At 69.2% G+C, this 12,519-nt stretch carries 12 protein-coding genes; 6 read left to right on the top strand and 6 right to left on the bottom strand.

The features are described from left to right. Positions 1-64 precede the first annotated feature (64 nt). On the bottom strand, positions 65-1,918 hold the full coding sequence (glmS, locus tag ACFE6Z_RS11725; RefSeq protein WP_375385869.1) for a glutamine--fructose-6-phosphate transaminase (isomerizing): 1,854 nt from the start codon (positions 1,916-1,918) through the stop codon (positions 65-67). 215 nt (positions 1,919-2,133) lie between these two features. Beyond that, on the bottom strand, positions 2,134-3,090 hold the full coding sequence (gene coaA, locus ACFE6Z_RS11720; protein WP_375385868.1) for a type I pantothenate kinase: 957 nt from the start codon (positions 3,088-3,090) through the stop codon (positions 2,134-2,136). 135 nt (positions 3,091-3,225) lie between these two features. Here coaA and ACFE6Z_RS11715 point away from each other — a divergent pair, with 135 nt between their 5' ends. Both ACFE6Z_RS11715 and ACFE6Z_RS11710 read left to right on the top strand, forming a co-directional pair. Further along, on the top strand, positions 3,226-3,804 hold the full coding sequence (locus ACFE6Z_RS11715) for a YdcF family protein (protein ID WP_375385867.1): 579 nt from the start codon (positions 3,226-3,228) through the stop codon (positions 3,802-3,804). 43 nt (positions 3,805-3,847) lie between these two features. Continuing rightward, the gene (locus tag ACFE6Z_RS11710) at positions 3,848-4,774 is read left to right on the top strand and encodes a Ppx/GppA family phosphatase (protein WP_375385866.1); all 927 of its coding nucleotides are present in this window, start codon (positions 3,848-3,850) and stop codon (positions 4,772-4,774) included. Between the two features lie 110 nt (positions 4,775-4,884). Here ACFE6Z_RS11710 and glmM read toward each other — a convergent pair whose 3' ends face one another. The 3 genes from glmM to rplM are packed head-to-tail and all read right to left on the bottom strand — an operon-like array spanning position 4,885 to position 7,244. Further along, positions 4,885-6,243 carry a phosphoglucosamine mutase gene (gene glmM / locus ACFE6Z_RS11705; protein ID WP_375385865.1) on the bottom strand — a complete coding sequence of 453 codons (1,359 nt, stop codon included), beginning with the start codon at positions 6,241-6,243 and terminating at the stop codon, positions 4,885-4,887. Positions 6,244-6,257: 14 nt separating this feature from the next. Then, on the bottom strand, positions 6,258-6,767 hold the full coding sequence (rpsI, locus tag ACFE6Z_RS11700; protein ID WP_375385864.1) for a 30S ribosomal protein S9: 510 nt from the start codon (positions 6,765-6,767) through the stop codon (positions 6,258-6,260). Between the two features lie 30 nt (positions 6,768-6,797). Further along, entirely contained in the window at positions 6,798-7,244 is a 447-nt protein-coding gene (gene rplM, locus ACFE6Z_RS11695; protein ID WP_375385863.1) for a 50S ribosomal protein L13, read from the bottom strand. 467 nt (positions 7,245-7,711) lie between these two features. Between rplM and ACFE6Z_RS11690 the strand changes: the two genes are divergently transcribed. After that, the gene (locus ACFE6Z_RS11690; protein WP_375385862.1) at positions 7,712-8,557 is read left to right on the top strand and encodes a hypothetical protein; all 846 of its coding nucleotides are present in this window, start codon (positions 7,712-7,714) and stop codon (positions 8,555-8,557) included. 15 nt (positions 8,558-8,572) lie between these two features. On the opposite strand, the gene ACFE6Z_RS11685 is transcribed toward ACFE6Z_RS11690, so the two are convergent. Then, positions 8,573-8,884, bottom strand: a complete 312-nt coding sequence (locus tag ACFE6Z_RS11685) for a hypothetical protein (protein WP_375385861.1) — start codon at positions 8,882-8,884, stop codon at positions 8,573-8,575. Positions 8,885-8,985: 101 nt separating this feature from the next. On the opposite strand from ACFE6Z_RS11685, the gene ACFE6Z_RS11680 reads away from it, so the two are divergent. The 3 genes from ACFE6Z_RS11680 to ACFE6Z_RS11670 all read left to right on the top strand — a co-directional run bounded on the left by ACFE6Z_RS11680 (position 8,986) and on the right by ACFE6Z_RS11670 (position 12,495). Then, positions 8,986-10,317 carry a UDP-glucose dehydrogenase family protein gene (locus tag ACFE6Z_RS11680; RefSeq protein ID WP_375385860.1) on the top strand — a complete coding sequence of 444 codons (1,332 nt, stop codon included), beginning with the start codon at positions 8,986-8,988 and terminating at the stop codon, positions 10,315-10,317. Positions 10,318-10,325: 8 nt separating this feature from the next. Next, complete coding sequence (locus tag ACFE6Z_RS11675) at positions 10,326-11,390, top strand: glycoside hydrolase family 6 protein (protein WP_375385859.1); 1,065 nt, start codon at positions 10,326-10,328, stop codon at positions 11,388-11,390. A gap of 145 nt (positions 11,391-11,535) precedes the next feature. Further along, positions 11,536-12,495: a response regulator transcription factor gene (locus tag ACFE6Z_RS11670; RefSeq protein WP_375385858.1), complete on the top strand. Its 960-nt coding sequence runs from the start codon at positions 11,536-11,538 to the stop codon at positions 12,493-12,495. Positions 12,496-12,519 lie beyond the last annotated feature (24 nt).

Genomic DNA, 12,519 nt, shown 5'->3' with positions numbered 1-12,519 from the left:
CGCGCAGCCGACGCCGCACGCCGGTTTCGGTCTCGACCCGACCGCCGGGGCGCGCCAACGCCCGCTATTCGACCGTGACCGACTTCGCGAGGTTGCGGGGCTGGTCGACGTCCAGGCCCTTGGCCGTGGACAGGCCCATCGCATAGATGTGCAGCGGCACGACGGCCAGGAGCGGCTCGAACAGGGGCCCGGCCAGCGGAATGCGCAGCACCTCGTCGGCATACGGCAGGACTGCAGCATCCCCTTCTTCGGCGATCGCGATCACACGGGCTCCGCGTGCGCGGATCTCCTCGATCGTCGAGACGACCTTCGGGTGCAGGACCGCCGACCCGCGCGGCGACGGCACGATGACGAACACCGGCTGACCGGGCTCGATGAGGGCGATCGGCCCGTGCTTGAGCTCGCCTGCGGCGAATCCTTCGGCGTGGATGTAGGCGAGCTCCTTGAGTTTGAGCGCGCCTTCCATGGCGATCGGGTAGCCGACGTGGCGGCCGAGGAACAGCACAGAGCGGGTGTCGGCCATCCAGTGCGCGAGCTGCTCGATGCGCTCCTGCTCGCCGTCGAGGATCTGGCGGATCTTGTCGGGGATGCTCTCCAGCTCGAGCACGTGCTGCGCGGCCTCGGTCGCGCCGAGCGATCCGCGCACGCGTGCGATATGCAGGCCGAGCAGGTAGAGCGCGGTGACCTGGGCGACGAACGCCTTCGTCGAGGCGACGGCCACCTCGGGCCCGGCGTGCGTGTAGACGATCGCGTCCGACTCGCGGGGAATCGTCGCACCCTGCGTGTTGCAGATCGACAGGGTCCGAGCGCCGCGCTCGCGCGCGTACTTGACGGCCATGAGGGTGTCCATGGTCTCGCCCGACTGGCTGATCGAGACGATGAGCGTGTCATCGCCGATCACCGGATCGCGGTAGCGGAACTCGTGGGCGAGCTCGACGTCGACGGGCACCCGCGCCCACTGCTCGATCGCGTACTTGCCGACCTGCCCGGCGTAGGCGGCCGTGCCGCACGCGATGATGATGACCCGGTGGATGCCGGCGAACAGCTCGTCCAGGCCGTCCAGCTCGGGGATGACGACCTGCCCGTCGCGGATGCGCCCGCGGATCGTGTTGGCGACCGCCTCGGGCTCTTCGCTGATCTCCTTGGCCATGAAGCTCGACCAGCCGCCCTTGTCGGCGGCCGCAGCATCCCACAGCACTTCGAACGGCTCGACCTCGACGGGCTCGCCGGTGAAGTCGGTGACCGTGACGCCGCCCGGCGTGATCGCGACGATCTGGTCCTGGCCGATGGCGAGCGCGCTGCGCGTGTGCTCGACGAACGCGGCGACGTCCGAGCCGAGGAAGTTCTCTCCCTCGCCGAGCCCGATCACCAGCGGTGAGTTGCGGCGGGCGGCGACGACCAGGCCCGGGTGATCCTGATGCATCGCGAGGAGCGTGAAAGCGCCGTCGAGCCGGCTGACCACGGCCCGGAATGCCGCCTCGAGGTCTTCGCCCGCGGCGTGGTACTCGCGGCCGAGCAGGATCGCGGCTGCCTCGGTGTCGGTCTGGCTGTGGAACGTGTAGCCCTCGGAGACCAGCTCGGCCTTGATCTCGGCGAAGTTCTCGATGATGCCGTTGTGGATCAGCGCGAGCTTGTCGTCGTCGGCGAGGTGCGGGTGGGCGTTGCCGTCGGTGGGTCCGCCGTGGGTCGCCCAGCGGGTGTGACCGATGCCTGTCGTGCCGTCGGGCAGCGGGTGGGCCGTGAGGTCCTCGCGGAGGACCTTGAGCTTGCCGGCGCGCTTGCGCATCCCGAGGTGCCCGTCGCCGTCGATCACGGCGATGCCGGCGGAGTCGTACCCGCGGTATTCCAGTCGCGCCAGCCCCGCAAGCAGGATGCTCTCACTCTGACGAGGCCCGACATATCCCACGATTCCGCACATGGCCTCCATGGTACGAGGCAGGGTATGCAAGGCTCCTGAACGAAAAGGGCTGTGCTCAGCGACACCGGGTCCCCCGCATCCCGCCCGCGACACATCACATCCACGCTGAGACACCACGCCTCGCATGATGTCTCGTCGCGCAAGTGGTGTCTCACGCGAAATGCGGACGGATGCGGCGGCCTGGCGCCCCGCGCGACGGTAGTGCCGGGGTTCGGCTACACCTTCCGCAGCAGCACGCGCTGCACCGCGTGGTCGGCGGCCTTCTGCAGCACGAGGGTCGCGCGGTGCCTGGTCGGCAGCACGTTCTCCTCGAGATTCGGGAGGTTGATGTCGGTCCAGTAGCCGAGCGCAGTCTGGACCGCCTCGTCTTCCGACAGGTGCGCGAACACGTTGAAGAACGAGCTCGGGTTGTTGAAGGCGCCGCGCTGCAGCGCGAGGAACCGGTCGACGAACCACGCAGCGATGTGATCGGTCGCCGCATCCACATAGATCGAGAAGTCGAACAGCTCGCTCACCGCCACATCGTTGGGCGCGGGCGGCGGGGCGAGCACGTTGAGTCCCTCGATGATCACGACGTCGGGTCGGCGCACCGTGACGTGCGCATCGGGCACGATGTCGTACTTCATGTGTGAATAGAACGGCGCGTGCACTTCGGGTGCACCGCTTTTGACCTCGGTCAGGAACGACAAGAGCGCCCGACGGTCGTACGACTCGGGGAAGCCCTTGCGGTCCATGATCCCGCGCCGCTCGAGCTCGGCATTGGGGTAGAGGAATCCGTCGGTCGTCACGAGTTCGACCCGGGGCGTGTCGGGCCACCGGCTCATCAGCTCGCGCAGCAGGCGCGCGATCGTCGACTTGCCGACCGCGACCGAGCCGGCCACCGCCACCACGAACGGTGTCGTCGTGTCGGGCTCGGTCAGGAAGGCGCTCGTCTCGACGCCGAGCCGCTTGTTCGAGATCGCATAGAGGCTGAGCAGACGGCTGAGCGGGAGGTAGACCTCGCGCACCTCGGCGAGGTCGAGGCGGTCGCCGAATCCGCGCAGCTGCACGACCTCGGTCTCGGTCAGCGGCTGCGGGATGCCGGCGGCCATGCGCGCCCACTCGGCACGATCGATCTCGCGGTAGAGGGAGTGCGCGGGCGGAGCCGCCGTCGCGGCGTCTTCGGCGGCCATCGCGCCATCGTATCGGGTGAAGGATGCTGCGCCCGGCCCCACTCCGCTCCGCCCCGCCCCCGCCCGGCCCGGCTACCCGAACCCTCTACGATGGGCGGGTACGTGGCCGTCGTCGTCCCCGCGAAACGTGGAGGGATGAACTCGATCGTGCGATGGAGAGACACGAGGGCCGCGCGAAGCATCCCCGCAGCGCTCCTCACCGCCGTCGCCGGCATCGTGTTGTTCGCACTCGCCGGATTGCCGCTGTACGTCTTCCCGCCGGTGGGACAGGTGGATGACGCCGACCTGATCTACGTGATCGGGCCCCCCACCCCGGCGCGCATCGCGTACGAAGAGCAGCTGCGCCGCGATGGTCGCGCCGACGCCGCCCTCATCTCGGTGTCACCCGAGGGCGAGCGGTCGGCGGCCGACCTGAGTATCTGCGCCAACCTCGCGGTGACCTGCGAGAGCCCGCTGCCGTTCACGACGAAGGGCGAGGCGGCGATGCTGACCGCCTACGCTCGCGAGCACGACGTGAAGAGCACGATCGTGATCACCTTCACCCCGCACGTCGCACGCACCCGGTACATCTTCGCGAAGTGCTACCCGGGGCGGGTGACCGTGGTCGGAATCGACGAACACCTCCGCCCCATCGACTGGGTGCACCAGTATCTGTACCAGTCCGCGGCATTCGTGAAGGCGATCTTCACACCCTGTGCTCCGCCGGTCGGGTGACCCGCGACGACAGACGCCCAACCGGCCCCGGTACGATCAGGACGTGCGCCTCGGAGTCCTCGACATCGGTTCCAACACCGTGAACCTGCTCGTCGCCGACGCGCGCCCCGGGGTGCGGCCGGTCACCTCGACGTCGTTCCGGCAAGTGCTGCGGCTCATGCGCTTCCTCGACGCCGACGGCGCCATCAACGACATCGGCATCGCCGCGTTGGAGGATGCTGCCGCCGAGGCCCGCGCGGCCGCGGAGGCCGAGGGGGTCGAGGCGTTCCTCACGATCGCCACCTCGGCGCTGCGCGAAGCGACGAACGGCCCCGCGGTGATCAGCCGCATCGAGGCCCTCACCGGCGTTCCGCTGCAGGTGCTGGACGGACCGGGCGAGGCGCGGTACACGTTCCTGGCCATCCGCCGCTGGTTCGGGTGGTCGGCCGGCGACATCCTGATGCTCGACATCGGCGGCGGCTCGCTCGAGGTCGCCGTGGGGGCGAACGAGGTCCCGGATGTCGCCCTGTCGGTGCCGCTCGGCGCCGGTCGCGTCACTGTGGGGTTCCTCCCGGACGACCCGCCGTCGGAGGACCAGTTGCGCAGGCTCCGCGTGTACGCCGGCGAGCAGCTCGCGGTCGTCCGCGACGCGATGGCGGAGCATCCGACTCCCGATCATGTCGTCGGCTCGTCCAAGACGATCCGCTCGCTCGCGCGCCTGGCGGGAACCGTGCAGCCGGGCTGGGCCGATGAAGACCGCCTCGTGCTGACCCGGGCGGCGCTGAAGAGCTGGATCCCGCGCATGGCGGCGATGCCGGCCGATGCGCGCCAGCAGCTGCCGGGCATCACGCCCGAGCGGACGTTCCAGATCGTGGGCGGCGCGGTCGTGCTGCACGCCGCGATGAAGGCGCTGGATGTCGAGCAGCTCGAAGTGAGCCCGTGGGCGCTGCGCGAGGGCGTGCTCTTCCGCTACCTCGAGACGGTCGACTGACCACCCCACCCCCCGCAATGCACCCTCGACCCCCGCAATGCACCCTCGGTGAGGGTGCATTGCGGTCACAGCGCTCGCGGTCACAGCGCGTGCGGCTACAGCGCCTGCGGCTAGAGCGCGAGCCGCTCCCGCACGACCGCGGCGAGAGCGTCGGCGTGCGCCTGGGCAGCGTCGACATCGGCAGCCTCGACCATCACTCGCACCAGGTGCTCGGTGCCCGAGGCCCGCAGCAGGACGCGTCCGGAATCGCCGAGCGCGGCGGAGGCTGTGGCGACAGCATCCGCCACTGCCTCATCGGTCGCCGCACGCGTACGATCCACATCGCGCACATTGATGAGCACCTGAGGGTAGACCGTCATGATCGACGCGAGCTCGGCCATCGACGAGCCGGTGCGGGCCATCTCTGACACGAGGTGCAGGCCGGTGAGCAGGCCGTCACCTGTGGTGGCGAACTCGCTCATGATGACGTGGCCCGACTGCTCCCCGCCCAGCGAGTACCCGCCGGCGTTCATCTCCTCGAGCACGTAACGGTCGCCGACGGCGGTTTGGAGCACGCGGACGCCGTGATCGACCATCGCCCGATGCAGGCCGAGGTTGCTCATGACGGTGGCCACGAGCGTGTCCGAGGCCAGGTGCCCGCGCTGCTTCATCGCCACGGCGAGGATCGCCATGATCTGGTCGCCGTCGACGATCTTCCCGGTCGCATCGACCGCGAGGCAGCGGTCGGCGTCGCCGTCATGGGCGATGCCGACGTCGGCGCCGTGCGCGAGGACCGCGGCCGAAAGCACGTCGAGGTGGGTGGATCCGACCCCGTCGTTGATGTTCCAGCCGTCGGGGTCGGCGCCGATGACCGTCACGCGCGCGCCTGCGTCGCGGAATGTCTCGGGAGAGACTCCGGATGCTGCGCCATGCGCGCAGTCGAGCACCACATGGATCCCGTCCAGGCGATGCGGCAGCGACGCGAGCAGGTGCACCACGTAGCGGTCTTCGGCATCGGCGAAGCGGCGGATGCGGCCGACGGCTGCTCCGGTGGGCTGCAGCTTGGGTCCGGTGAGCGCGGCTTCGATGCGCTGCTCGACGATGTCGGGGAGCTTGACTCCGCCGCGCGCGAAGATCTTGATGCCGTTGTCCTGCGCAGGATTGTGGGATGCCGAGACCATCACGCCGAAGTCGGCGTCGTGGTCGGCGATCAGGAACGCGAGCGCGGGCGTGGGCAGCACGCCGGCTTCGAGCACGTCGACGCCGGATGAGGCGAGGCCTGCGCAGACGGCTGCCGACAGGAATTCACCCGAGACACGCGGATCGCGGGCGACGACGGCGGTGAGCCGCTTGCCCGCGGCGCGACGCGCCTCGGCGGTACGCCCCTGGCCCAGGACGACGGCTGCCGCCTGGGCCAGGGAGAGTGCGAGGTCGGCGGTGAGGGGGCCGTTGGCCAGCCCCCGCACACCGTCCGTGCCGAACAGCGGCATCGGAACGGAGCCGATCAGCGCTTCGAGTACTGAGGAGCCTTGCGCGCCTTCTTGAGACCGGCCTTCTTGCGCTCCTTGACGCGCGCGTCGCGCGAAAGGAATCCGGCCTTCTTCAGGGTCGCGCGGTTGTTCTCTTCGTCGACCTGGTTCAGCGAACGGGCGATGCCGAGCCGCAACGCGCCGGCCTGGCCCGAGGGGCCACCACCCGAGATGCGGGCGATGACGTCGTATGAGCCCGCGAGGTTGAGGACTGTGAACGGGTCGTTGATGAGCTGCTGGTGGAGCTTGTTCGGGAAGTAGTCCTCGAGCGTGCGGCCGTTCACCGTGATGGTGCCGGAGCCGGGGATGATGCGCACGCGGGCGATGGCCTGCTTGCGACGACCCACGGCTGCGCCGGGAACGCTGAGCACGGGGCGCGGGGCGCCCACGCTTTCCTGGTCGGCCGGGGTCTCGGTCGAGTAGCTCTCGGGTGCTTCGGTGGTGTCGTCAACAGTGCTGTCGACGGAATCAGTGATCTTCGCCACGAGTATGTCCTTAGTCAGTCTGGGAGGCGCTTACTGGGCGACCTGGTCGAGGATGAAGGCCTTGGGCAGCTGCGCACCGTGGGGGTGCTCCGCGCCGCGGTAGACCTTGAGCTTGCTGAGCTGCTGAGCGCCCAGGCTGTTCTTCGGAAGCATGCCGCGCACCGCCTTTTCGACGGCGCGCTCGGGGCTCTTCGCGAGGAGCTCTTCGTAGGTGACCGACTTGAGGCCGCCCGGGTAACCGGAGTGGCGGTAGGCCTTCTTCTTCTGGAGCTTCTGTCCCGTCAGCGCCACCTTGTCGGCGTTGATGATGATGACGAAGTCGCCCATGTCCATGTGGTTGGCGAAGGTCGCCTTGTGCTTGCCGCGGAGCAGTGCCGCCGCGTGGCTTGCGAGCCGGCCGAGAACGACGTCGGTTGCGTCGATGATCAGCCACTCGCGCTGGGCTTCGCCAGCCTTGGGGGTGTACGTGCGCGTCACAATAGTGCTGCTTTCTTGATTCGAACGGAGATGTTCGTGAATCCCGCTCCGGGGTGGTTCTCCGCAATCGCGGTGGAACACGCCAGTGGAGGGCTCACGTTCGCAGTGCTGGCCAGCAGGGCGCAGACACCAAGGGTCAATCCTACGGCATCGGGATGCTGCGGCCAAACCCGCTCCGCGGTGATCGAGTAGCGAGCGCCCGCCCGCCCCGCGGTGATCGAGTAGCGAGCTTGCGAGCGTATCGAGATCCCCCGAACCAACGCACAACGCAGAATGTCCACCGAAGTGGGGACAGACAGAACGCGCACGCCGATCTATGGTTGCACAGAGGGCATCCCCCAGATTGCTCTCTTTCGCCCGCACGATCAAGGTAATCGGGTTACCGGATCAGCGGAAGAGCGGCCCGTGGCTCCCCCAGATCCCCGGGCCGCTTCACTTTTCCCTCGCCCTCGGGGATCGTGGGGCGCATGAGCTTCGGCCCGACGACCACCTCGCTGCAGCGCACCTACCGCTACCTGCGGATCGCCATCGCGCTCACCGTGGTCGTCATCCTCGTCGCGGCGGCGGTCGAGGTCCCGCAGTCCGGGGTGCTCCGCTCGATCAGCCACTTTGCCTACACCCCCGCGCGCACGATGTTCGTGGGAGCGCTGATCGCAGCATCCGCCTGCCTTTTCGCGCTCTCGGGTCGAGGCATCCAGCGCGCGCTGCTCGACGCGGCCGCCCTGTTCGTGCCGCTCATCGCGATCGTGCCGACCGTCATCTCGCCCGGCGCGGTGCCGGGTGTCGAGGTCGACTGCGCGAGCGCGTGCGTACCTGCTCCCTACGCGGCGGGCGTCGACAACGGCGTCATCACCTACCTCATCGTCGGCGGGCTGATCGTGGTGCTCGCGTCCGTGCTGATCGCCTTCGGGCAGGTGGATCGTGCGGGAGGGATGCTGTCGCTCGCCGTCGCCGTCATCGTGCTGCTGGGGGTCGGCCTGGCGTGGGGGCTGTGGCGCGCGCAGTTCCTGCAGTGGACCCACTACGTCGCAGCGGCCGTCTTCTTCGCGCTGATCGCGGCGGTCGCGTTCGTCGAGGCGTTCTGGCCGTCGGGCGCCCGGCCCGTCCCGCGATGGCTGCGGGTGTCGTACATCGTGATCGCGATCGCGCTGGTGATCGATGTGCTGCTGCTGGCGATGTTCGGGCGAGTGCGGTTCGGGGAGGTGTACGGCGTGCTCATCGGCGAGGTGGTCGCGCTCGGGCTGTTCCTGGCGTTCTGGGTGCTGCAGTCGGTGCAGAACTGGAACGACCACGATCCGGCGTCGCTGCGGTGACGCCGCCCTCGGGGCTCAGCGCTCGCCCCGCGGCGCCAGCGCATCCCAGTTGACGTCGACCCGGTCGGGCTGCGCCTTCGCGATGCGCGCCGGCAGGCGCTGCCCCACCTTCGGCCACCACTTGAGCCGTGTGGCGATCTCGGTGTCGACGAAGGTCTCGGGAATGCCCTCGGCCTCGGTCGCGAGCCGAAGCGTGCACGTGAGGTAGCCGAAGCGGCCCTGCGGCTCGCTCACCTCGACGACGCGCACGAATCCCTGCACCGAATCGGCGATGGGGTCGCCCATCATCCGCTCGAGCTGGTGCGCCATCTGTTCGGCTTCGTCCACGGGCCGAGCCTATCGGGGGCGTCATCGAGCCACCCGCGCACCTGTCTCGAAACACGACTCTGGTAGTAAGGAGACTCATCACCAGCAATCGAGGAGCTTTCATGCGCATGTCGGTCATCGGGTGTGGGTATCTGGGAGCCGTGCACGCGGCGGCCATGGCATCCATCGGGCACGACGTCGTCGGCATCGACGTCGACGCACGCAAGATCGAGACCCTGAGCCGGGGCGAGGCTCCGTTCTTCGAGCCCGGGCTGCAGCAGATCCTCACCGACGGCATCGCCTCGGGGCGCCTGACCTTCACGACCGACATGTCGGCTGCCCAGGGGGCGAAGGTGCACTTCGTCGGGGTCGGCACCCCGCAGCAGAAAGACGGCTATGCCGCCGACCTCACGTACGTGAACGCCGCGATCGACGGCCTCCTCCCCCACCTCAGCGACGGCGACATCGTCGCCGGCAAGTCGACCGTGCCCGTCGGCACGTCCGCCGAGCTCGCCCCGCGCATCGAGGCGACCGGCGCGACCCTCGTCTGGAACCCCGAGTTCCTCCGCGAAGGCTGGGCCGTCCAAGACACCGTCGACCCCGACCGCCTCGTCGTCGGCGTCACGATCGACCCCGCGACCGGCACGCCCGACGCCGCCGGCGAGCGCGCCGCCGACATCCTGCGCGAGGTCTACCACCCCGCCGTGGCCAAGAACACGCCGTTCATCGTCACCGACCGGCCCACGGCCGAGCTCGTCAAGGTCGCCGCCAACGCGTTCCTGGCCACCAAGATCTCGTTCATCAATGCGATGGCCGAGATCGCCGAGGTCACCGGCGCCGATGTGACCCAGCTCGCCGACGCGATCGGCCACGACGCGCGCATCGGCCGTCGCTTCCTCGGCGCGGGCATCGGCTTCGGCGGCGGCTGCCTGCCGAAAGACATCCGCGCGTTCGCGGCACGCGCCGAAGAGCTCGGCCGCGGCGAATCGGTCGCGTTCCTGCGCGAAGTCGACGCGATCAACCTCCGCCGCCGCGAGCGCGCGGTCGAACTGGTCGTCGCATCCCTCGACGGAGCCGTCTTCAAGAAGAACATCACCGTGCTCGGCGCCGCCTTCAAACCGCACAGCGACGACGTGCGCGACTCGCCCGCCCTCGATGTCGCCGTCCGCCTCCACGGCCTCGGCGCCTGGGTCACGGTCACCGACCCGGCCGCGATCGAGAACGCCCGCCGCCTCCACCCGCAGCTGAACTACGTCGAAGACCGCGACGAGGCCATCCGCGGTGCCGACGTCATTATCCTCGTCACCGAATGGGACGAGTACCGCCGCGAACTCGATCCCGCCCACGCCGCGTCGCTCGCCACCGGCCGCATCGTCATCGACGGACGCAACGGATTGGATGCTGCCGCCTGGCGCGTTGCGGGCTGGACGTACTACGGCATGGGCCGACCCTAGGAGTCGCGATGACGACGATCGGCGAGCCGGACGGGCAGGCACCCACTTATGCCTGGGCGCCTGCGCCGCAGAAGCGGCCGCGCCGCCGCGGGCGCTGGATCGTCATCGCCGTCGTCGTCGCCGCCGCCGCCGTCGCGATCCTCGTCGTCAGCGCGATCGTGATCGGCGCGATCGCGGCCGGCTCGCAGCCTGCCGCGACGAAGACTCCGCACCCCGGAATGGCGCTCCTGGTGCCCTCCGACACCGGGGCGGCCACAGCATCCGCGTCGGCACAGGAGGGAACGGATGCTGCAGCCGCCGCCGCCTACCTCGCCGCCCAGCCCACGGCGGTGTGGCTGACTCCGGAAGACACCGGGATCGGCGCGGTGGGCCCCGCCGTCACGGCGCTCCTTGCAGAGGCCAGAACGGCTGATGCGGCGCTGACGATCGTGGTCTACGGCCTGCCCGAACGCGACTGCGAGCAGTACTCGGCCGGCGGACTCGCCCCGGCCGACTATGCGACGTGGACCGCCGAGATCGGCGCCGCACTGAAGGCTGCGCCAGAGGTCACGACCATCGTCGTGCTCGAACCCGACTCGCTCGCCCTCGCGCCCCAGTGCGGCAACGTCGACGCACGCGTCGAGCAGCTGGGCGCCGCGATCGACGACCTCGTCGCCGACAACACGTGGGTCTACCTCGACGGCGGCCACTCGACGTGGCTGCCTGCAGATCAGATGGCCGGGCTGCTGCGACAGGCCGGCGTCGACCGGGTGCGCGGCTTCGCCACCAACGTGTCGAACTACAACTCCCTCGACAGCGAGATCGCGTACGCGCACGAGGTGTCGGCGCTCCTGGGCGGAGCCCATGCCGTGATCGACACCTCGCGCAACGGCGCGGGATCGAACGGGCAATGGTGCAATCCGGCAGGGCGTCTGGTCGGCGAGACCGGTGGCACCACCGGCGACGACGTCGTCGACATCAACCTGTGGATCAAGCCTCCGGGCGAGAGCGACGGCACGTGCAACGGCGGCCCGGAAGCCGGCGCCTGGTGGGCACAATCCGCGGTCGAACTGACCCGCCAGGCGGCTCGCTGAGCCGTGTCCACCACCTGGGGGACACGGCTACCTGCGTGACACAGGTGTGCAAGAATTCGAGTTCCAGCACTCCCTTGCCTTTCAGCGGTGGGCCTCACAGCCCAAGCCTCCCCCGGCGCCGAACTTGCTTGATTGGAGCATCTGAATGACCGATACGAGCCCTCCAGGGCGCACCGCGGTGATCGTCGAGGACGACGCCGATCTGCGCCACCTCCTCGTCGAGGTGCTCGAAGCGGCCGGCTTCTCGACCGTCTCGGTCGGCAACGGCATCGACGGCATCCGCGCCGTCCTCTCGTATCAGCCACTGATCACGACGCTCGACGTGAACATGCCCGGCCTCGACGGCATCGAGGCGGCTCGGCGCATCCGCGCCCAGAGCGATACGTACATCATCATGATCACCGCGATGGGCGAAGAGGCGGATGTCGTGCTGGGCCTGAGCGCCGGTGCAGACGAGTACATCACCAAGCCGTTCCGCCCCCGCGAGTTCCGCGCGCGCGTCGAAGCGATGCTGCGTCGGCCGCGTGCCGGCGGCGCCCCCGCCTCGACTCCCGTGCGCACGCAGGAGAGCGCCGGGCCCTCCTTCCCCGGAGCGCGCCCGTCGACGGCGACGGCGAGCATCAGCACGTCCGAGATCAGCGCCGCCACCCAGCGATCGGCGGGCACGCAGGCGCCCCTCGTCGTGCCGTCCAGCTCGGGGCCGCAGGAGCGCGGTGCGTTCGGCGATTCGGGCTCGATCGGCGTGATCGACCACGGCGACGGCGACTGGCTCGTGCACCGCAACATGCGGCTGGATCTCGACAGCCGGATCGTGCTGATTGACGGCAGCGAGGTGGATCTCACCCGCACCGAGTTCGATCTTCTGGCAGCGCTCATGGAATCGCGCCGGCGCGTGCGGAGCAAGGCGGATCTCACGCTCGTGCTGCGCGGCGAGTCGTATGTGACGACCTATTTCGTCGGAGACGCCGACAAGCGCGCGATCGAGGCGCACATGACGAATCTGCGTCGCAAAATCGGCGACAACCCCGTACAGCCTCGGTTCATCGAGACCGTACGGGGTGTCGGTTACCGACTCACTTCCGACGCCACACCTCCCCCGGTGTGACGCTGCAGTCGCCTCATTCCTCCC

This window comes from uncultured Microbacterium sp. (assembly GCF_964244775.1).
Classification (GTDB): domain Bacteria; phylum Actinomycetota; class Actinomycetes; order Actinomycetales; family Microbacteriaceae; genus Microbacterium.
The sequence above is the reverse complement of the archived record's forward strand: the minus strand, read 5'-3'. Positions and strand labels throughout refer to the sequence as shown.

What these genes read in the sequence shown, in the direction of transcription:
- glmS (WP_375385869.1), bottom strand. Translation starts at nt 1,918, where the DNA reads ATGTGCGGAATCGTGGGATATGTCGGGCCTCGTCAGAGTGAGAGCATC.
- coaA (WP_375385868.1), bottom strand. Translation starts at nt 3,090, where the DNA reads ATGGCCGCCGAAGACGCCGCGACGGCGGCTCCGCCCGCGCACTCCCTC.
- ACFE6Z_RS11670 (WP_375385858.1), top strand. Translation starts at nt 11,536, where the DNA reads ATGACCGATACGAGCCCTCCAGGGCGCACCGCGGTGATCGTCGAGGAC.
- glmM (WP_375385865.1), bottom strand. Translation starts at nt 6,243, where the DNA reads ATGCCGCTGTTCGGCACGGACGGTGTGCGGGGGCTGGCCAACGGCCCC.
- ACFE6Z_RS11690 (WP_375385862.1), top strand. Translation starts at nt 7,712, where the DNA reads ATGAGCTTCGGCCCGACGACCACCTCGCTGCAGCGCACCTACCGCTAC.
- ACFE6Z_RS11715 (WP_375385867.1), top strand. Translation starts at nt 3,226, where the DNA reads ATGAACTCGATCGTGCGATGGAGAGACACGAGGGCCGCGCGAAGCATC.
- ACFE6Z_RS11680 (WP_375385860.1), top strand. Translation starts at nt 8,986, where the DNA reads ATGCGCATGTCGGTCATCGGGTGTGGGTATCTGGGAGCCGTGCACGCG.
- ACFE6Z_RS11675 (WP_375385859.1), top strand. Translation starts at nt 10,326, where the DNA reads ATGACGACGATCGGCGAGCCGGACGGGCAGGCACCCACTTATGCCTGG.